The organism is Kineosporia sp. A_224 (assembly GCF_002198655.1).
Taxonomy (GTDB): domain Bacteria; phylum Actinomycetota; class Actinomycetes; order Actinomycetales; family Kineosporiaceae; genus R-H-3.
In genome coordinates, this window is sequence record NZ_MWLN01000156.1 from 1 (window position 1) to 19,318 (window position 19,318).

A 19,318-nucleotide genomic window follows, 5' to 3' on the forward strand; every position below is an offset into this window, starting at 1 on the left:
CACTAGGGACGGGGTCCGACAGTCTGATCCTCGCGAGACCCGTTCCAGCACAACAAACTTTGCGTGAGTCACCATCACTCACGAACCGTGCTCTGAGGCGGCGCTGCACCGCGCCCTGCTGGCGAACCGCGCGAAGCGCCGCCGGGTCGTCAACCGCCCTTGGGGTCGAAGTAGTCGGACGGATCCGACATCCCCATCCGTTCGGCGAGAGCACGCGGAGAGACGCCGCTGAGGTTCTCGCGGTCAGGGTCCGCGCCGACCGCGACCAGCCGCCGGACGATCACCGGGCTGCCCTGCGCGCTGAAGACGGCGCGCCACAACGGGGTGTTGCCCCAGGCGTCGACCACCTCGACCGGGGCGCCGGCGGCGAGGAGAACGGCAACCACGTCGTCACGGCTCTGCTGGCACGCGAAATGCAGAGCCGTGTACCCCTGCCGATCAGCCGCAGCGACATCGGACCCGCCGGCAAGGCACCGCTCGACCTCTTCGACGGTCCCCTCCGCAGCCGCGTAGTGCAGCCGCGTCCGACCCATCCGATCGACGTCCTCATCGCTCACGCCGTGATCATGCCAGCCACCCGGACCCCAGCAGCAGCAACCGAAGCGGACGGCGCAGCCTCACGGGTCCTCGGCAACCGAACGCAGTTCGACGATGATGGCCGCATGCGCATCGTGGTCACCGGGGTCGACTGCCCGCATCTGCCCGGAGTCACGGTGGGCGTCCAACGGGGCGCGGAGGTGGTCCAGTCGTTCCCCGCGGACGGTTCCGTCCTGACGTGGGAGCTGGACGCCCGGCTCGTGGGCTCCGAGCTGCGCGGTCCGTTCGTCCACGGCCGCCCGGGGGACCGGTTCTTCTACCTGTCCTGGCACCAGGAGGGGACGGGCAGGTTCCGGAGGGCCAAGCTGATGCTCGACGTGGTGCCGGCCGATCTGCTCCAGCGCGCCGAGGTCGGCCACCTGGCGGCCCGGGTCGGTCTCGTGATGCCCGACGGCAGCCCTGTCTGCGCCGCCGTCCGCCCGCCCCGCATCGAGTGGTCGGCCGTCGACGGCTGACACCCGAGCGCTGAACGGGCTGCGGGGCTCCGGGCCGCCGTTCAGGTGCCCCGCCGCACCGCCGCGAGGATCTCCGGCCCGCGGTCGTCGACCGCGCGCCCGCCGATCTCCAGCCCGGCCCACAGCCCGACGGCGCCGGCCCCGACGCCGAGCAGCAGCGTCGGCCAGGCGAGCCACGGCAGCCAGGCGGAGGAGAGGACGAGGCCACCGAGGCCGGGCAGGCCGACGGTGACCGCCGCGAGCATCGTGCTGAACTGGGCGAGGATCGCCTGGACGCCGCCGCCCGCGTTGGTCTGGAACGGGTTCCCGCCCGCCTCGACGACCGGGTACGGCAGCCACGCCCCCATGAGCGCGGACGCCCCGGTGCCGCCGAGCAGCATCCCGGCACCGGCCCCGATGCACGCGGGTACGAGGCCGGGCCGGCCGGCCAGCACCGCGCCGGCCGCCGAGAGGACGACGACGAGCGGCAGCGCCCAGAGCAGCAGGCCGATCGCGCGGCCGATCCGGTCCGCCCGGCCAGGGACGCCGCTGAGCAGGTGCGCGGCGAACGCGCTGCCGTCGTAGCCGACGCTGTTGGACGTCGACAGCGCGAGCAGGAAGGCGACGTACGGGCCGGTCGCGACGAGCGCGGACCGGGCCCCGCCGAGGCCGATCGCGGTGAGCGGCACGGCCGCCGCGAGCACCGACGTCACGACGATGACGACGTACCGCGGGTCCCGCCGCCAGTAGCGCAGCGAGCGCGCGGCGACCGCCCAGGCGACGCCGTCCGGCAGCCGGTCGAGGACGGCGTGGCGCCGCCGGGACGGCACCCGGCCGCCGGCGGACGTCGCGGGCGGGCGTTCCAGCGAGCCGGCGAGCAGCCGTTCCCAGACCAGCCCGAGCGCCGCGACGACGACGAGCGAGAGCCCGAAGCGCAACAGCCCGCGCCCGACGAGCCCGGCCGCGACGTCCGCGGGCGCCGCCCAGACCAGCCCGAGCGGCGTCCAGGCGAGCACGTGCGCGACCGCCCGGACCCGCTCCGGGTCCAGGCTGCGGCCGACACCGCTGCCGGCGAGCAGGCTCGGGGTGAGGGTCACGGCGATGAACAGGACGACGCCGAGCAGCGCGCTGACCTCCCGGCCGCGGCGGGTGAACGCCCGGGCGGCGAGCGTCGTCGTCGTCCGCGACGCGAGCACGCACGTCACGAGCCCGACCGGGGCGCACAGCACCGCGAGCGCAGCGGCGGGCAGCGAGCCGCTCCACGTGCCGACGAGGCTCAGCGCGACGAGCGCCGTCGCGATCCCGGGCACCCCGAGCGCGCCGGCGACCGTGAGCCCGGGCACGAGGTCGCGGGCCCGCACCGGCAGCGTGGCGAACCGCGCCGGGTCGAGCGTCTCGTCGACGCCGAACGCGAGCACCGGGACGACGGCCCAGCCGACGACGACGACGCTGCCGGCGAACACGACGACCGTCGCCGCGACCCCCTCGGGCGCCACGCTGAGCAGCACCGCCCCCACCGACGCCAGCCCGGCCGCGCCGAGGCCCATCACCGCGGCCACGACGAGGCCGACGAGCACCCACGTCTCGGAGCGCAGGCGGTTGCGGAGCAGGCGGAGCTTCAGACCCGTCAGGAGCGCAACCACGTGAGGTCCTGCATCCGGTCGGGGGCACCGACGAGGTCGACGAACCGTTCCTCGAGCGTGCCGCCGGCGCGGACCTCGTCGAGCGGTCCGGCCGCCACCACCCGCCCGGCGTGGACGACGGCGACGTGGTCGCACAGCCGCTCGACGAGCTCCATGACATGGCTCGACAGGACGACGGTGCCGCCGCCGTCGACCACCTGGTGCAGGATCGCCCGGATCGTCCCGGCGCTCACCGGGTCCACCGCCTCGAACGGCTCGTCGAGCAGGAGCAGCCGCGGGGCGTGCACGAGCGCGCAGGCGAGCGCGACCTTCTTCGTCATCCCGGCCGAGTAGTCGACGACGAGCCCGTCCGCGGAGGCGTCGAGCCCGAGGGCCACGAGGAGCTGCTCGGTGCGGTCCCGGACGACGGCCCGGTCGAGGCCGCGCAGCAGCCCGTGGTAGGTCACGAGCTCCCGGCCGGTGAGCCGGTCGAAGAGCCGGACGCCGTCCGGCAGCACCCCGAGCAGCCGCTTGGCCGCCGTCGGGTCGGACCACAGGTCGGTGCCCAGCACGCTCACGGTGCCGGCGTCCGGCCGGACCAGTCCGGTGGCCATCGACAGGGTCGTCGTCTTGCCCGCGCCGTTCGGGCCGACGAGGCCGAAGAACGACCCGCGCGGCACGTCGAGGTCGAGGCCGTCCACGGCGCGGACGTCCCCGAACCGCTTGGCGAGACCCCGCAGCTGCAGCGCGTGCATCTGGTGGACGCTAGTCGACCCGGCGTCCCGTCGCGTGCCGGACGGAAACGATCACGCACTGTCGGTCACGCCGTGCCGGGTTCGTCGTGAAAACACGATCAGTCACCATGTACGGCCGTTACAGGGCTCACCAAACTGCCGATGCGACCGTCAGTGAGGAGGCGATCCGACTAACCTGCCACTTCGGGACGCGCCCGCCTGCGCGCCGCTCGGGGACGGTGGACACGCACGATCGCATGACGGTCGGCAGATGATCTGCGGATCGGTCAGGAGGAGCACGCGCATGCCGGGGACCGGTCGTCGATGGCTGCTGGCGATGCCGCTGGCGCTGGCGCTCGGTCTGGCCGTGCTCCCGATCGCCAAGGGCTCCGTCGACGACTCGCTGGCCGGTCAGGCCCGGGCCGCGCTCGACGGGGCCGGGGTCGTCGGCGTCGACGTCTCGAGCGACTGGGCGGGCCTGCGGCTCAGCGGTCCGCCCGCGAGCCGCGCCGCTGCGCTCGCCGCGGTCGACGCGATGCCCGACCGCGGGGCCGTCGCCCGCGTCGACTACGCCGTCCCGGCCGCCGCGGCGCCGCTGCTCGCCGCGACCGGCGTCCTGTGCGTCGTCGCGGTCCTCGCCGTGCGCTCCGTGCGCACCGCCGGGGTCGTTCTCGCCGTCGCCGTCGCGGCCACCACTCTCGGGTCGATCGCCGCCGTCGTCCGCGGCGCGGGTGCGGCGGGAGCCGTCCTCGCGACCGGCCTCGCCCTCGGTGCCGCCGTCGTCGTCGTCGGCCTGCGCCGTGCCCTCGCGCACCAGGCGGCCGTCGTCGAGGCGGCCCGGCAGTCGGCCGAGACCCTGCGCGTCAACGACGCCCTCACCGGTGTGCTCAACCGCCGCGGCCTCGGCCTCATGGCCGCGCCGATGATCGAGCTCTCGCGCCGCCGCGGCGAGGCGGTCCACGCCCTCTTCGTCGACGTCGACGGCTTCTCCCTCGTCAACGCCGAGCTCGGCTACGAGCGCGGCGACGACCTGCTCGTCGCGGTCGCCGAGGCATTGGGCGGCTCCGTCCGGCAGACGGACCTCGTGTGCCGTGTCGGCGGCGACGAGTTCGTGGTCGTCGGCCCGGGCACCGGCACCTCGCCGTTGGAGATGGAGCGCCGGATGCGCGAGATCCTCCGCGCCGCGCCGCCCGTCGACGAGACGGTCTGGCCGTCCCGGCTGAGCATCGGCTCGGCGACCCTCGTGCCCTGGGACGACGGCGACCTCGGCTCCCTGCTCAACCGGGCGGACGCCGACATGCGGCTCCGGCGCTCGCTGCGCCGGCAGAGCCAGGACCGCCGCGGCGGCGACCTGGCGTCCCCGCCGCGCGACCCGTCCCCCCGCACCGAGGTCTGATCCGCCCCTGCGGCAGCGCGGCCACCCCGCGGCGCCGGTACCGTCGGCGTCCATGACCGCCGTCCGCGGGCTCCTCACCGCCTGCCACCCGCTGCCGACGGCGTTCGTCACCGGCTTCGTCACCGCCTACGGGGCCGTCATCGGGCTGGACGGCGGTCGTCTCGTGCTCCTCGCGCTCGCCGTCCTGCTCGGCCAGCTCTCGATCGGCTGGTGCAACGACGCCGTCGACGCCGCCCGCGACACCGCGGCCGCCCGGTCCGACAAGCCGGTCGCGGCCGGGCTCGTCGCTCGCCGCACGGTCGCCGTCGCGGCGGGCGTCGCCGTCGTCGCGTGCCTCGCCGCGTCGTTCGCCCTCGGGACGGCGGCCGGCGTCGTCCACACCGTCGTCGTCGCCGCCGGCTGGGCGTACGACCTCGGGCTCAAGGGCACGGTGCTGTCCGGCGTCCCGTACGTCGTCGCCTTCGGGCTGCTCCCGGCGGTCGCGACGCAGGCCAGGTGGGCCGCGGAACCGCTCGTCTCCCGGTTCGACGCCGTCGCTGCGCAGGAGTACGCGCGTGCCTATGGCGTGCAGCCCGACGTGAACGGCGCGGGCCTCGTCGACGCCGGCTGGCCGCCGCTCGCCGTCATGGCCGGCACGGCGCTGCTCGGCCTGGCGGCCCACTTCGCGAACACCGTCGGCGACACCGAGGCGGACGCCGCGACCGGCGTCCGCGGCCTGCCGCAGCGGGTCGGCCCCGTCCGGTCCCTCACGGTGACCGCCGTCCTCGTCGCCGCGGCCGCCGTCGTCCTCGCGCTAGGCGCCCCCGACCGCTCGCCGCTCGCGCTCGCCGTCCTCGTCGCCGGCGCCGCGAGCGCCGCCGGGGGAGTGCTTCTCGCCGGCACCGCCGCCGAGCGCGGCCGCCTCGCGTTCCGGCTCACCCTCGCCGCCGTCGGCCTGGTCGTCGTCGGGTTCCTGCTCGCGGCCTAGCGGCGACGGTGCTCAGCCGCCCAGCCCCGCGCGCAGCCGCTCGGTGTACCAGGCGACGAACTGGATGACGCCGTCCTCCTCGACCTCCGAGTACGGCCCGGGGACGAACGCCGGGGACGTCACCCCGCGCTGCGTGCGCTCGACGAGGGCGGTGTCCTGGTCGTTCGTCGCCAGCCACACCTCGGTGAGCGTCTTGAGGTCGTAGTCCTCGCCCTCGACGGCATCCCCCGGCACGAGCCACGTCGTCCGCAGCTCGGTCGTCGTCGGGCCGGTCGGGAGCATCCGGAAGGTCAGGGCGTGGTCGCCGACGTAGTGGCTCCACATCGACGGGTAGTGGTACAGCAGCACGTCGCCGACGTCGCGGACGACGTCCTCGCCCGGCAGCCCGGCCCAGCGGTGCGCGACCGCGGGCTCGCCGTCCATCGTCATCGAGCGGGCGTGCTCGAGCGCCATCCGCATGACCCGGTACTGGAAGTCGTCGCTCATGAGGAACCCGCTCGGCACCCCGGCGGCCTCGCAGGCCGCGACGACCTCGGCGGTCGCGCGGGCCTCGTCCTCGCTGCCGCCGCCGCTGTGCAGCGGGGCCAGCGGGAACGACTTCGCGAGCTCGGGGTGGGAGATCCGGCAGTGGTAGCACTCCCGGTTGTTCTCCATGACGAGCTTCCAGTTGCCCTGCTCGACGAGCACCGACTCGTGGGCGATCTTCGCGCCGGCGAGGTCGAACGGCGCGAGGTGCGCCGCGACCGTGGCCGCGAACGGCTCGAACGGCGGCGGGGTGTCGGCGACGCACACGAAGACGAGGCCGCTCGCCGTCCCGACGTGCGCGGGGCGCAGCCCGAGCTCGGACGGCGTCATGCCCGGCGGCATCGCCCGCGCCTTGTAGAGCGAGCCGTCGAGCTCGTAGGCCCACTGGTGGTACGGGCAGACGAGCTTGCGGCGGGTGTTGCCGGACGGCGCCTCGCACAGGACGGCGCCACGGTGCCGGCACACGTTGTGCAGCGCGCGGAGCACACCGTCGGTGCCGCGGACGACGACGAGCGGGTGGGTGCCGACGGTGAGCGTGATGTAGGCGCCCGGCTCGGCGAGCTCGCACTCGTGGCCGGCGAACACCCACTCGCGGTGCCACACGAGGTCGAGGTCCGCGGCGTGCACGGCGGGGTCGTGGTACATCGGGCCGGGCAGGCAGTGACCGGGCCGGTGCTCGTCGAGCAGGGCCCGGACGACGGCCTGGGCAGCGGGCCGGGCGGCGGCCGCCGCGCCCTGCGCGGGCGGCGGCGCGGCGTTCGGCTGCGACGTGACGGACACACGGACCTCCGGGCAGGTCATGACGGCGGGAGAAGGGGAGAGGGCCGGGACACGTCGTCGAATCCCTGACCCCTCCAGCGTGTGCGCGCGGGCCCCGGTGCGCCAGCGATCCGGTGCCGCATCGTGGAAAGTTGCGACGGCATCGGCGTACGGTCTGGGGATGATCGGGGGATTCGGGTCCGGCATCCCGCCGCGGCGGGCCTTCCTCGCGGCGACGTGCGGGGCGGCCACGACGCTCGCCTTCGCGTACAGCACCCCGGGCGTCGACCTCGTGACCCTCTTCGCGGGCACCTGGCTGTGTGCCGGCCTCGGTGCCGCGTGGGCGGTCAGACTCGTCCGCACCCTGCAGAACCGGCAGTTGGCCGCACCGACCCGGGCGGACGTCGTCCGCTGGGCCGCGGTGCCGGTGATCATCCTCGGTGCGCTCGCGATGGGCCGCTCCGGTGCCGCGCTCGAGCTGCGATGGATCGTCAGCCTCACGGCCCTCGACGACGCCGTCCAGGGCCTGCCCCCGGTGGACGTCCCGCCGGGCGAGCCGTGGCTCGACGTCACCCTGCCCCGCACCGTCGGGCTCTACCCGGTGGTCCGGGCCGAGCAGGTGCCGGCCGGCGGCACCGTCTTCCGCGACTCGTACGACATCGTCGCCGACGGCGGCGGCTTCGCCCACCTGCCGCAGGGGCCGGACCCGGACCTGTTCGACCGCGAGTTCGACCACGTCGAGTACCGCCACCTCGGCTGGGACTGGTACGCCTGGGTCGGCACGGTCGACGCCCGGGACCCGTTCGTCCGGGAGGACCCGGAGCCGATCGCCACGGCGCCGCCGGCCCCCTGAGCACGCCGACACGCACCCGCGGAGATCGTCAACCGGTTCGAAGGTCACCGTGACGGTGGGCTACCCTGGCCCCATGCGGACCTCGCTGCTCCTTACCGGGCCGCGCTGAGCAGAACGCCTCACGGCGACTCGGCGCGGCTGCCCCTCCATGCGCGAGGGGCTTCGTCATTTCCGGGGCACCTGCCCCCACCGAGACGACCCGGTCACCATCGAGCAGCGACCTAGGCGAGGACACCATGACGCAGACAGACGCGACGCCTGCGGGCGCGCCGTCCGGGAGCATCACCGACAGCACCGACGGCCGCGCCGAGCGCTTCGACGCGCAGGCGATCCAGGAGCGGTGGCTGCCGGTCTGGGACGAGAAGACCCCGTTCCGCAGCGGCGACCCGGCCGACCCGCGGCCGAAGAAGTACGTGCTCGACATGTTCCCGTACCCCTCCGGCGACCTGCACATGGGTCACGCCGAGGCGTACGCGCTGGGTGACGTCGTCGCGCGCTACTGGGTGCAGCGCGGTTTCAACGTCATGCACCCGATCGGCTGGGACGCCTTCGGCCTGCCCGCCGAGAACGCGGCGATCAAGCGCGGCCTGGACCCGCGGGCGTGGACGTACGAGAACATCGCGCAGCAGAAGGCGTCGATGCGCCGTTACGCGTGCTCGTTCGACTGGGACCGCGTCCTGCAGACGTGCGACCCGGGCTACTACAAGTGGAACCAGTGGCTGTTCAACAAGTTCCACGAGCGCGGCCTGGCCTACCGCCGGCCGAGCCAGGTCAACTGGTGCCCGAACGACCAGACCGTGCTGGCGAACGAGCAGGTCGTCAACGGGCTGTGCGAGCGCTGCGACACCCCGGTCACGAAGAAGAAGCTGACCCAGTGGTACTTCCGGATCACCGACTACGCCGACCGGCTGCTGGACGACATGTCCCAGCTGGAGGGCCGCTGGCCGGACAAGGTCCTGACCATGCAGCGCAACTGGATCGGGCGCTCGCAGGGTGCGGACGTCACCTTCGTCATCGAGGGCGCGGACACGACGGCGGACGGCGGCGCGCAGCAGGCCGACCGTGACGTCACCGTCTACACGACCCGCCCCGACACCCTGTACGGCGCGACGTTCTTCGTCGTCGCGGTCGACTCCGACCTGGCGGCCGACCTGGTCGCGGCGTCGCCCGCAGCGGTGCGCGAGCAGTTCGCGACGTACCTGGAGAAGGTCCGCGGCACGAGCGAGATCGAGCGGCTGTCGACCGACCGCGAGAAGACCGGTGTCTTCCTGCAGCGGTACGCGGTGAACCCGGTCAACGGCGAGAAGATCCCGGTCTACGCGGCCGACTACGTCCTGGCCGACTACGGGCACGGCGCGATCATGGCCGTCCCGGCGCACGACCAGCGCGACCTGGACTTCGCCAAGGCCTTCGGGCTGCCCGTGCGGACCGTCGTCGACGTCCGCGGCGAGGACGGCGAGCCGTTGCCGGACCCGGCGGTGTCGGGGACGGCGACCGCCGGCGTCGGCGCGATGGTCAACTCCGGCCCGCTGGACGGTCTGCAGAAGGCCGAGGCGATCTCGGCGATCGTCGAGGTGCTGGCCGGCAAGGGCCTGGGCAAGGAGACGACCAACTACCGGCTGCGCGACTGGCTGATCTCGCGCCAGCGCTACTGGGGTGCACCGATCCCGATCGTGCACTGCCCGGCGTGCGGCGAGGTCCGTGTCCCGGACGACCAGCTGCCCGTCGAGCTGCCGCCGTCCGAGGGCCTGGACCTGAAGCCGAAGGGCACCTCGCCGCTGGGCGGGGCGACCGACTGGGTCAACGTCGACTGCCCGCAGTGCGGCGGCCCCGCGCAGCGCGACACCGACACGATGGACACGTTCGTCGACTCGTCGTGGTACTTCCTGCGGTTCGTCTCGCCGAACCGGGACGACGTCCCGTTCGACCCCGAGCTGGTCGAGCAGTGGCTGCCTGTCGAGCAGTACGTCGGCGGCGTGACCCACGCGATCCTGCATCTGCTGTACGCGCGGTTCTTCACGAAGGCGCTGCACGACATGGGGATGGTCGACTTCGTCGAGCCGTTCTCCGGGCTGCTGAACCAGGGCATGGTCCTCATGGACGGCTCGGTGATGAGCAAGTCGCGCGGCAACCTGGTGCGGCTGTCCGACCAGCTGGCCGACCACGGCGTGGACGCCGTCCGGCTGACGATGGCGTTCGCCGGTCCGCCGGAGGACGACATCGACTGGAAGGACGTCTCGCCCGCCGGTTCCGCGCGGTTCCTGGCGCGGGCCTGGCGGCTGGCGCAGGACGTCGCCTCGCCGGTCGGGGCCGACGTCTCGACCGGGGACGTCGCGCTGCGCCGTCAGACGCACCGCACGGTCCACGAGGCCACGACGCTGGTCGAGGGCTTCCGGTTCAACGTCGTCGTCGCCAAGGTGATGGAGCTGGTCAACGCGACCCGCAAGGTCATCGACTCCGGCGCCGGCCCCGCGGACCCGGCGGTCCGCGAGGCGACCGAGGCCGTCGCGATCCTGCTGTCGCTGTTCGCGCCGTACACCGCCGAGGACATGTGGTCCGCGCTGGGCCACGAGCCGTGCGTCGCCCTGGCCGGGTGGCCCGCCGTCGAGGAGGGGCTACTCGTCACCGAGACGGTGACGTGCGTCGTCCAGGTCGCGGGTAAGGTCCGGGACCGCCTGGAGGTGTCGCCCTCGATCACCGAGGACGCCCTGCGGGAGCTGGCCCTGGCCACCCCCGGCGTGCAGAAGGCGCTGGGGGACAAGGGGATCCGGACGGTCGTCGTCCGCGCCCCGAAGCTGGTGAACGTCGTCCCGGCCTGACAGGTGCCGGTTCTGACAGGTTCCGACGCCGAGAGGTATTAGGTCCGGTTCGTCCCTGCTCTGTCCGGTGGCCGCGGTTGCGCGGCCACCGGACAGGGGAGGGCACCATGACGGATCGAACGACGGGCCGGACGACGGACCGGACGATGAGCGGGACGCACTGCTTCTTCGTGCCGCCGCACGTGCAGCGCGAGGTCGCGAAGAACGCCGACGGCCCGGCCGCCGAGAAGAAGCAGCTCGAGCTCGCCGACGCGAGCCGCAAGAACCGCGCGACCGCCATCACGAAGGTCGACGCCGGCCCGGGGGCCGCACCGGCCCTGGCCCCCGCACCCACCGGCACGGGCCGGCGCGAGGTGTACGACCTGCAGCACGGCACGACCCAGCGGGTGAACCTCGTGCGCGCAGAGGGGCAGCCGGAGACCGACGACGTCGACGTGACGAACGCCTACGACAACGCCGGTCTCGTGCGCCGGTTCCTCACGACGGTGTTCGAGCGCGAGTCGATCGACAACCACGCGCTCGACCTCGTCCTCAACGTCCACTTCGCGACGAGCTACAACAACGCGTTCTGGGACGGCGACGAGATGACCTTCGGGGACGGCGACGGCGTCATCTTCAGCGGCTTCGCCCGCTCGCTCGACGTCGTCGCCCACGAGCTCGGGCACGGGGTCACGCAGTTCACGTCCGGCCTCGTCTACAAGAACGAGCCCGGCGCGCTCAACGAGCACTTCAGCGACGTGTTCGGCACGACGGTCACGCAGTGGGCGAACGGCGAGACACCGACGACGGCGGACTGGCTCATCGGCGACGAGATCATGGGCCCGCAGCTGTACGGCGAGGCGCTGCGCTCGATGCGCGCCCCGGGGACGGCCTACGACAACCCGGTCTTCGGCACGGACCCGCAGCCGGCGCACTACGCCGACCGCTACACGGGGACGGCAGACTACGGCGGTGTGCACATCAACTCGGGCATCCCGAACCGGGCGTTCTACCTCGCCGCGGTCGATCTCGGCGACACGCTGACGGCGGCCCGGATCTGGTACCACGCCCTGCAGTTCCTGCCGTCCACGGCGAGCTTCGCGCAGGCCGCGCAGCAGGTCGCGACGTCCGCGCGGGTGCTCGTCAAGGCCGGCCGCGCCCCCAAGGGTGCCGCGCAGGTCGTCCGCGCGGCCTGGCGGAGCGTCGGGGTCCAGTGACCGTCAGCCTGGTCGTCGAGGGCGGCTTCACCGGGATGCGGCACGGCGTCGTCCTCGAGGAGGACGGCATGTGCCGGGTCGACCGGAACGGCGTCATGACCGACCGGCAGGTCGGGCCGGCGACGGCGGGGGCCGTCGTCGCCGAGCTCGACCGGTCCGGCCTGTTCGACCGGGACCGGGAGTACCCCGCGCTCGGCGCGGACCTGCGGCGCTACGAGGTCGTGCACCGCGGCGTCACGGTCGTCGCCCACGACACGAGCGTGCCGGCGGCGCTCGCCCGCGGGCTCGACCTGCTCGTCGCGCTGACTCTGCCGGAGTCGCAGCCCTGAGCCCTGAGCCCTGAGCGCGGGCCGGTCTGTCGGGCCGGGGGCGGGCGGTAGCGTCTCGGTCGTGGTGGCGACCTTGCTCCGGACCGAGCGCCTCGACGTCCTCACCCGCTGGCGCCTGCCGGACCTCGACGCGTACTTCGCGCTGAACACCGACACCGACGTCATGGCGCACCTGGGCGGCCCGATGACCCGGGAGGCGTCCGACGGGTTCGCCCGGTACGGCGAGGCCTTCCACGAGCGCGAGGGGCTCGGGCTGCTGCCGGTCGTCCGGCGCGCGGACGACGTCCTGCTCGGGATGTGCGGCCTGCACCGGCACCGCTGGTACCCGGACGACGTCGAGGTCGGTTGGCGGTTCGCCCGGCACGCGTGGGGGCACGGGTACGCGACCGAGTCGGCCGCCGCGTGGCTGCGCCGCGGGTTCGCCGACCTGGGGCTGCCCCGGGTCATCTCGATCACGACCCCGGACAACCTGCGCAGCCAGGCCGTCATGCGCCGGCTCGGCCTGACCTTCGACCACGCCGCGACGCAGACGCAGCGCGACGGCAGCCCGATCGACGTCGTCGTGCACTCGATCACCGCGCAGGGCTGGCTCGCCACGCAGCCGTGAGTGACGCAGCCGTGAGTGACGCCCGTCCGCGGGCAGCGCGGAGCCGGTAACCTCGCGCGCATGCCCGCCCACGCCGCCGTGGCCGTCGTCACCGACTCGACCGCCTACCTGCCGGCCGATCTCGTCGCCGAGCACGGTCTCACCGTCGTGCCGCTGACGGTCGTCGTCGGGGGCCGGTCCCTCGCCGAGGGGACAGAGGTGACGAGCGCCGAGGTCGCGCAGGCGCTGCGCGAGTGGCGTCCCGTGACGACGTCGCGGCCGGCGCCGCAGCAGTTCGTCGAGACGTACCTCGCGCTCGCCGCCCGGGGCGCGGCCGAGATCGTCTCCGTCCACCTGTCCGCGGACCTCTCCGGCACCGTCGACGCGGCCCGGACGGCGGCCGGCCAGGTCGCGGGTGAGGTCGCCGTCACCGTCGTCGACGCCCGCCACCTCGGGATGGCCCTCGGCTACGCCGCGATCTCCGCCGCCCGTGCGGTCGCCGCCGGGGCCGGTGCCGCGGCCGCCGCCGAGCAGGCCCGGCGGACGGCGTACACGGCGTCCGCGTGGTTCTACGTCGACACGCTCGAGTACCTGCGTCGCGGCGGGCGGATCGGCGCCGCCGCCGCGATGGTCGGCTCGGCGCTGTCCGTGAAGCCGATCCTGCACGTCGTCGACGGCCGCCTCGAACCGTTAGACCGGGTGCGGACGGCGTCCCGCGCACTGGCCCGGCTCGAGGAGCTCGTCGTCGAGGAGTCCGGAAGCCGTCCGGTCGACCTCGCCGTCCAGCACCTCGCCTCGCCCGACCGGGCCGAGCAGCTCGCCGACCGGCTGCGGTCGCGGGTGCCCGGGATGCGGCTCATGGTCGTCAACGAGGTCGGTGCGGTCGTCGGCGCGCACGTCGGGCCGGGGATGCTCGGGGTCGTGGTGAGCGCCGTCTCCTAGCGCTGGAGGCCGTCGTCGCTGACATCCGGTCGGGGTCGACCCGTCCACAGATCCGCGGTTCGTCCCGTCGTCCACAGGCGACGTCCCGGTCCCGGCGGGGTGACCGCCGGCGTCCCTAGTTTCGCTGCCATGACCAAGACCAAGCAGCGCAGGCGGCGTGAGATGGAGGCGGCCGCGGCCGTGCGGCGGCTCACCCTCGTGGCCCGCGGCGGCCCGGGGGCGCGTGGTGGTGGGCCCGACGACCCGGACGACGGCCGCTTCGACTGGTTCGAGCGGTCGGGCGGTCGGTGGTCCCCGGACGACGGCCAAGGGGACGGCGGCCGGGCGGACGCCCGGTGGGCGGGCGACGGCTGGCCGGACGACGGATGGCCGGGCGACGGCTGGCCGGACGGCCCGCCGCCGCACGGGGCCGGTCCTCGGGGCTCGGGCGGCCCTGGTCCGGGGCCCGGCCGCGGGCCCGGCGGTGCTGCCGGCCGAGGAGCAGGCATCCCGGTCGGGGGCCGCTGGCGCGAGCTGGCGGCGGACCGGGTTCCGGTCGCCCTGCGGGGTGCGGCCGCCGTCCCGGTCACGGCGGCCGCCGCGGTGCTCCTCGTCGTCGCCGCAGTCGTCGTCGGGGTCACGCTGCGCGCGAGGGCGACCGAGCCGGAGATCGTCGACCTGGCGCCGGCGACGCGGTCGTCGGCCCGGGCGGCCGGGGTCGGCGGTGCTCCCGCCGTCGGCCCGGCCGGTGCGGGTTCGTCGGTCGGTACGGGGTCGTCGAACGGCGCGGTGACGTCGAACGGCGCGGTGACGTCGAACGGCGCCGCCCAGGCGTCAGGTGCGGCGTCCGGGGGAGCGGTCGGCGGAGCCGGCTCGGCGGTCGGTGCTGGGGCGCTGCGCACCTCCGGCGCCGGGGCCGCGTCCGCCGCCCCGGTCGTCGTCGACGTCGTCGGCAAGGTCCGGCGCCCCGGCCTCGTCCGGCTGCCGCCCGGGTCGCGGGTCGCGGACGCTGTCGCCGCGGCAGGCGGCGCGACCGACGCGGCGGCCCTGCCCCGGATCAACCTCGCACGCGTCCTCGCCGACGGTGAACAGGTCGTCGTCCCCGACGCGGACGACCCGTTGCCCGCGCCGCCCGCGGCCTCCGCCGCCACGTCCGGTCCCGGTGGCGCTGTGCGCCCGTCCGGTCCGCTCGACCTCAACACCGCGACCGCGGCGGACCTCGACGAGCTGCCCGGCGTCGGCCCGGTGCTCGCCGGCCGGATCGTGGAGTGGCGCGCACAGCACCAGCGGTTCACCCGGGTCGACGAGCTCGCCGAGGTGGCCGGGATCGGCGACAAGGTCCTCGAGCGGCTGCGCCCGCTCGTGGTGGTGTGACCGGCCAGGACCTGCGGCTCGTCGGTCCCGCGCTCGTCCTCTGGGCAGTGACGGCTTGGGCGCTGCCCCAGCAGTTCCGGGCTCTGGCCGTGGCCGGAGCCGTTGTCGCGCTGCTGCTGGTCCTCGCGGTGGGAGCGGCGACCGTAGGCACGGTCCGGGCACGAGCGGCCGCTGCCACCGCAGCGGTCCGCTCCGGCGGCGCCACTGCACGCCTCGCCGCCCCGCCGGACGTTCCCGGGCCCTCGCACAGTGTCGCCGCCCTCGTCGCGCTGACCTGCGGCCTCGTCGTCGCGATGATCGCCGTACAGGGCAGCGCAGCGCTGCGGCGTGACGCCGAGCCGGTCCGCGGCTGGGCCGCCGGGGGAGTCGTGGCCGAGCTCAGCGGCGTCGTCCGGTCGGACGCTGTGGCCGTGCGACCGGGGCCGTTCCCGGGGCCGCCCCGGTACGTCGTCCGGGTCGCCGCCCGGGTCGTCGAGGCCCGGGGCCGCCGGGTCACGGCACCCGTGTCGGTCGTCGTGCTCGGTGGCCCGGCGTGGGCCGCGGTGAGTGCCGGGCAGCAGGTCCGTCTGACGGGCCGGCTCGACCGCGCGGACCCCGCCGACGGGGCGGCGGCCTTCGTCCAGGCCCTCGGTCCGCCCCGGACGGTTCCCGGCGGCGCCCTCTGGCGAGCGGCCGACCACGTCCGCGCCGGTCTGCGCCGCGCATGCGCGGGGCTGCCTCCCGACGCCCGGGGCTTGCTGCCGGCGCTGGTCGTCGGCGACACGACCCGGCTGCCGCCGACCCTCGTGGAGGACCTCCGCACGTCCGGCCTCACCCATCTCACGGCGGTCAGCGGCGCGAACGTGGCGGTCGTCATCGCCGCCGCGGTCTCGGCGGTCGCCGCGCTCGGCGCCGGCCGCCGGGCCCGGGTCTGGCTCGGCCTCGCAGCGGTGGCCGGGTTCGTCGTGCTCGCCCGGCCGCAGCCGAGCGTGCTCCGGGCCGCGGTCATGGGCTCGATCGCTCTCGTGGCGCTGCTCCGGGCGAGACGGTCGCGCGGCCTGCCGCTGCTGTGCGCGGCGGTGCTCGTGCTCCTCGTGGCCTCCCCGGGACTGGCCCGCAGCCCCGGGTTCGCGTTGTCCGTCACCGCGACAGCCGCGCTCATGGTGCTCGCCCCGGCCTGGTCAGCCCGCCTCGAACGCTGGATGCCGAGACCGGTCGCGCTCGCGCTCGCGGTCCCGGCAGCGGCCCAGGCGGCCTGTGGACCGATCGTCGTGCTGCTCAACCCCGCGGTGCCGACGACCGCGGTCCCCGCGAACCTGCTCGCCGGCCCGGCGGTCGCCCCGGCCACCGTCCTCGGGGTCGTCGCCGCTCTCGTCTCCGTCGTCTCCCCGGCCCTGGCCGTCGTCCCGGCCTGGCTCGGCGGTCTCGCGACGAGCTGGATCGCCCTCGTCGCCCACCGCGCCGCGGCCCTCCCCGGCTCGTCGGTCCCGTGGCCGTCCGGGCGCGGCGGCGCCCTCCTCCTCGCCGCCCTGACGCTTCTGCTCGTCGCCCTGACCCTGAGGGTGCGCCCGCGGTCCCCGGACCGGCCCGGTGCGCCCGAGGCCCGTGATCGGGAGAACGGTCCGGGCTCGCTCGACCGTGGTTCCGTCTCGGGCACGACGGCGCTCGTCGTCGCCGCGGTCGTCGCCGCGCTGGCCGTCGGCTGGCTCGCGGCGCCGTGGCTCCTCGGCCGGTCGCCGGGCGGCGCGAGCGTCGACTGGGCCGTGGCGATGTGCGACGTCGGTCAGGGCGACATGCTCGCGGTGCGCAGCGGCGAGCGGTCCGCGGTGCTCGTCGACGTCGGCCCCGACCCGGACCTCGCGGACCGCTGCCTGACCCGGCTCGGGGTCCGCCACGTCGACCTGCTCGTTCTCACCCACTTCCACGCGGACCACGTGCTGGGCCTTCCCGGAGTCCTCTCCCACGGCCGCGAGGTCGACGCGGCGATCGTCAGCCGCCTGCCCGAGCCCGCCGAGAACGCGCGCAGCGTCGCCGACTGGCTCGGCGCCGCGGGGACCCCGCAGTCCCTGGCATCGGCCGGCGACGCCGGCGAGGTCGGGTCGGGGGAGTGGCGGGTCGCCTGGCACGTCCTGCAGGCCGACGGCGAACCGGCTTCTCCGGCGGCGACCGCCGGATCCCCGAGCAGGATCTCCCGCGGCACCGGTGCCGAGGACGCCGACGTCAACGACTCCAGCGTCGCGACCGAGCTCGTGGTCAGGGGGCCCGGCGGCACTCTCCGGATCGTCGGCCTCGGCGACCTCGAGTCCGATGGCCAGCAGGCCTTGCTCCGGTCGCTGCAGTCCGGCACGGCGTCGGTCGGCGGCCTGGTGGACGTCGTGAAGGTCGCCCACCACGGCTCCGCGACGCAGGAACCCGAGCTGTACCAGTGGCTCGGCGCGCCCACGGCCCTCATCGGTGTCGGCCTCGACAACGACTACGGCCACCCGTCGCCGCGGACGCTGACGCTGCTCGGCCCGGCCCGGGTCCTGCGCACCGACACGGAAGGGACGATCCTCCTGTCGGCCCGCGACCCCGGCGGCTGACCGGTGTCAGGCGGTGCGTTTCCACGTGTCGTCCGGAGGTACCTGGGTCCAGAACGGCGGGGTCAGGTCGATCGGGGTCAGGCCCGTGCGGTTCGGGCCGGTGCCGCGGGCGTCGGCGTCGTCGTCGTCGTCGAGGGCCAGGCGGAGTTGCTGCCCGATCCGTTGTGCGGCGGCGTGGGTCTGGTGGTGGAGGTTCCTGGTCGGGCGGCGTTGGGGGTCGATCCAGGACGGTGGCCGGACCCAGGGGATCCCGTCGTGGAGCTCGACGAGCCAGAGTCCGGCGTGGATCTCCTGGTGGTGTCTCGGACAGGCACTGACCAGGTTGTGCAGGTCGGTCAGTCCGCCCTGCTCCCAGGGTCGGAGGTGGTGGGCGTCGGTGCCTTCGTGGGGGACGGGGCAGGCCGGGATGACGCAGCCGCCGTCGCGGGCGGCGAGGGCCTTGCGTTGCGCGGAGGTCGCGAGCCGGTGCGCCCGACCGACGTCGAGCGGGGCCCCGTTCCCGTCGAGCAGCACTTTCGTCAGGGTGGCGGTGCAGGCGAGGTAGGCGAGCAGGTGGGACCCGATCGGCCCGTGCCGGTGCAGGGTCGCGAACCCCGCGGCCCGGCCGACCCGGCGTGCCGCGGTGTCCGCGGATCCGTTGCCGGAGAACGCCACCCGGGCCAGGCCATCACCTTCTGCTGTGGCAGCTGATGTGACGTCGGCCGCGCCGACGGCATCTGAATCGGCAGCGGTGCCCGCGGCATCGGAACCTGCATCAGAGCCTGCGCGGCCGGGAGTGCCGTGGCCGGGAGTGCCGTGGGCGGAGGCGCGGGAGTCGGGTCCGGGCGAGGTTCGGTCGTCCGGGAGGCGTCCGGCTCCGGCTGCGGCCCGCCGGCGGACCTGTTCGGCGGCCGCGCCTGCGGCGGCGACCTGTTCGAGGGTGGCGGTCACGAGCAGGTTCACCAGCGGCGACGCCGCCTCACTACCACCACCGTTGCCGCCGTTGAGGCCGGCGCGCAGCAGCGCCATCACGGCGTCGTACCGCCGCATGGCCACGGTCCGGTCGTCCTTGACCAGGGTGACCTGCTCAGCGCCGGTGTCGTCGACCGTGAGCACCTCACGGGCCGGCCGCGGCTTCCCGGCGGCGGAGAGCATCGCCGACAGCACCGCGGTATCTGCTGGGGTCAAGGTCATCCGCAGGGACCCCATCCCGGTCGCGTCCTTCACCAGGGACAGTCCTCGTCGCAGGTGGGCGTCCTCGTCGAAGTCCTCCTCCCGATCCGGGTCCAGGACCCGAACGAGTTCGTCGACGAGCCGGTGGATGGCCCGGACCGGGAACCGGCGGCACTGGTCGGCGAGGAACGCGTCCGCGATCTCCATGCCGGACTTCAGTTCACCGGTGGCCTCGTCCTCGAGCAGCACGATCCGCAGCCGCTTCGGCAACCGTGACACCGCCCGCACGCAGGCGTCGGCGTGCTCCCGGGTGATCTCACCCGCCGCGAGTGCGGCACCCACCTGCGGCAACGACCCGGAGTCCGCGTCCAACGCGTGCGCCGCGCGGGCGTCGGCGTTCGCCCGACCCGGGTCCACGTTCAACCGCCCGGTGAGGAACGCCGCCGCGACCTTCCCCTCACTCGCCCCCGGCACCGCCTCGGGCCGCTCGTCG

Annotated in this window: 16 protein-coding genes; 11 read left to right on the plus strand and 5 right to left on the minus strand. The window is 74.8% G+C overall.

Translation table 11 applies throughout. The features are described from left to right. Positions 1-149 precede the first annotated feature (149 nt). Entirely contained in the window at positions 150-557 is a 408-nt protein-coding gene (locus EDJALFJO_RS13815) for an ankyrin repeat domain-containing protein (RefSeq protein ID WP_088286154.1), read from the minus strand. Between the two features lie 105 nt (positions 558-662). Between EDJALFJO_RS13815 and EDJALFJO_RS13820 the strand changes: the two genes are divergently transcribed. Then, positions 663-1,052 (plus strand): DUF5990 family protein, encoded by a 390-nt coding sequence (locus EDJALFJO_RS13820; protein ID WP_088286156.1) that lies wholly within the window; start codon positions 663-665, stop codon positions 1,050-1,052. Positions 1,053-1,093: 41 nt separating this feature from the next. Here the strand turns inward: EDJALFJO_RS13820 and EDJALFJO_RS34350 are convergent, their stop codons facing one another. Together EDJALFJO_RS34350 and EDJALFJO_RS13830 are read right to left on the minus strand one after the other, a co-directional pair. Next, positions 1,094-2,674 (minus strand): transporter, encoded by a 1,581-nt coding sequence (locus EDJALFJO_RS34350; RefSeq protein ID WP_088286158.1) that lies wholly within the window; start codon positions 2,672-2,674, stop codon positions 1,094-1,096. Continuing rightward, positions 2,659-3,408, minus strand: a complete 750-nt coding sequence (locus EDJALFJO_RS13830) for an ABC transporter ATP-binding protein (protein WP_088286160.1) — start codon at positions 3,406-3,408, stop codon at positions 2,659-2,661. Before EDJALFJO_RS13830 ends, EDJALFJO_RS34350 begins: the two co-directional genes overlap by 16 nt. A gap of 283 nt (positions 3,409-3,691) precedes the next feature. Between EDJALFJO_RS13830 and EDJALFJO_RS13835 the strand changes: the two genes are divergently transcribed. Further along, positions 3,692-4,783, plus strand: a complete 1,092-nt coding sequence (locus tag EDJALFJO_RS13835; RefSeq protein WP_088286162.1) for a diguanylate cyclase — start codon at positions 3,692-3,694, stop codon at positions 4,781-4,783. Between the two features lie 52 nt (positions 4,784-4,835). Continuing rightward, entirely contained in the window at positions 4,836-5,750 is a 915-nt protein-coding gene (locus EDJALFJO_RS13840) for a UbiA family prenyltransferase (protein WP_088286164.1), read from the plus strand. A 12-nt stretch (positions 5,751-5,762) separates the two neighbouring features. On the opposite strand, the gene EDJALFJO_RS13845 is transcribed toward EDJALFJO_RS13840, so the two are convergent. Further along, entirely contained in the window at positions 5,763-7,055 is a 1,293-nt protein-coding gene (locus EDJALFJO_RS13845) for an aromatic ring-hydroxylating dioxygenase subunit alpha (RefSeq protein WP_198950282.1), read from the minus strand. A gap of 160 nt (positions 7,056-7,215) precedes the next feature. Between EDJALFJO_RS13845 and EDJALFJO_RS13850 the strand changes: the two genes are divergently transcribed. The 8 genes from EDJALFJO_RS13850 to EDJALFJO_RS13885 all read left to right on the plus strand — a co-directional run bounded on the left by EDJALFJO_RS13850 (position 7,216) and on the right by EDJALFJO_RS13885 (position 17,673). After that, positions 7,216-7,887 carry a hypothetical protein gene (locus tag EDJALFJO_RS13850; protein WP_088286168.1) on the plus strand — a complete coding sequence of 224 codons (672 nt, stop codon included), beginning with the start codon at positions 7,216-7,218 and terminating at the stop codon, positions 7,885-7,887. Between the two features lie 236 nt (positions 7,888-8,123). Next, the gene (leuS, locus tag EDJALFJO_RS13855; protein WP_088286170.1) at positions 8,124-10,706 is read left to right on the plus strand and encodes a leucine--tRNA ligase; all 2,583 of its coding nucleotides are present in this window, start codon (positions 8,124-8,126) and stop codon (positions 10,704-10,706) included. Between the two features lie 107 nt (positions 10,707-10,813). Then, entirely contained in the window at positions 10,814-11,902 is a 1,089-nt protein-coding gene (locus EDJALFJO_RS13860) for a M4 family metallopeptidase (protein WP_198950283.1), read from the plus strand. Continuing rightward, positions 11,899-12,231, plus strand: coding sequence for a hypothetical protein (locus EDJALFJO_RS13865; protein WP_088286174.1), 333 nt, complete (start codon positions 11,899-11,901; stop codon positions 12,229-12,231). The genes EDJALFJO_RS13860 and EDJALFJO_RS13865 overlap by 4 nt, the downstream gene beginning before the upstream one ends. A gap of 61 nt (positions 12,232-12,292) precedes the next feature. Next, on the plus strand, positions 12,293-12,838 hold the full coding sequence (locus EDJALFJO_RS13870) for a GNAT family N-acetyltransferase (RefSeq protein WP_198950284.1): 546 nt from the start codon (positions 12,293-12,295) through the stop codon (positions 12,836-12,838). Positions 12,839-12,898: 60 nt separating this feature from the next. After that, positions 12,899-13,759 carry a DegV family protein gene (locus EDJALFJO_RS13875; protein ID WP_088286176.1) on the plus strand — a complete coding sequence of 287 codons (861 nt, stop codon included), beginning with the start codon at positions 12,899-12,901 and terminating at the stop codon, positions 13,757-13,759. A gap of 129 nt (positions 13,760-13,888) precedes the next feature. Next, positions 13,889-15,112, plus strand: a complete 1,224-nt coding sequence (locus EDJALFJO_RS13880) for a helix-hairpin-helix domain-containing protein (RefSeq protein ID WP_198950285.1) — start codon at positions 13,889-13,891, stop codon at positions 15,110-15,112. Further along, positions 15,109-17,673 (plus strand): ComEC/Rec2 family competence protein, encoded by a 2,565-nt coding sequence (locus EDJALFJO_RS13885; RefSeq protein ID WP_088286180.1) that lies wholly within the window; start codon positions 15,109-15,111, stop codon positions 17,671-17,673. The genes EDJALFJO_RS13880 and EDJALFJO_RS13885 overlap by 4 nt, the downstream gene beginning before the upstream one ends. 6 nt (positions 17,674-17,679) lie before the next feature. Here EDJALFJO_RS13885 and EDJALFJO_RS13890 read toward each other — a convergent pair. Continuing rightward, positions 17,680-19,318 (minus strand): HNH endonuclease signature motif containing protein (locus tag EDJALFJO_RS13890; protein ID WP_233149860.1); only part of this gene is annotated, 1,639 nt, incomplete at its 5' end.

Bases quoted from the DNA above. Each gene is read 5' to 3' on its own strand.
- EDJALFJO_RS13820 (WP_088286156.1), top strand. From the start codon at position 663: ATGCGCATCGTGGTCACCGGGGTCGACTGCCCGCATCTGCCCGGAGTC.
- EDJALFJO_RS13830 (WP_088286160.1), bottom strand. From the start codon at position 3,408: ATGCACGCGCTGCAGCTGCGGGGTCTCGCCAAGCGGTTCGGGGACGTC.
- EDJALFJO_RS13835 (WP_088286162.1), top strand. From the start codon at position 3,692: ATGCCGGGGACCGGTCGTCGATGGCTGCTGGCGATGCCGCTGGCGCTG.
- EDJALFJO_RS13840 (WP_088286164.1), top strand. From the start codon at position 4,836: ATGACCGCCGTCCGCGGGCTCCTCACCGCCTGCCACCCGCTGCCGACG.
- EDJALFJO_RS13850 (WP_088286168.1), top strand. From the start codon at position 7,216: ATGATCGGGGGATTCGGGTCCGGCATCCCGCCGCGGCGGGCCTTCCTC.
- leuS (WP_088286170.1), top strand. From the start codon at position 8,124: ATGACGCAGACAGACGCGACGCCTGCGGGCGCGCCGTCCGGGAGCATC.
- EDJALFJO_RS13860 (WP_198950283.1), top strand. From the start codon at position 10,814: ATGACGGATCGAACGACGGGCCGGACGACGGACCGGACGATGAGCGGG.
- EDJALFJO_RS13875 (WP_088286176.1), top strand. From the start codon at position 12,899: ATGCCCGCCCACGCCGCCGTGGCCGTCGTCACCGACTCGACCGCCTAC.
- EDJALFJO_RS13880 (WP_198950285.1), top strand. From the start codon at position 13,889: ATGACCAAGACCAAGCAGCGCAGGCGGCGTGAGATGGAGGCGGCCGCG.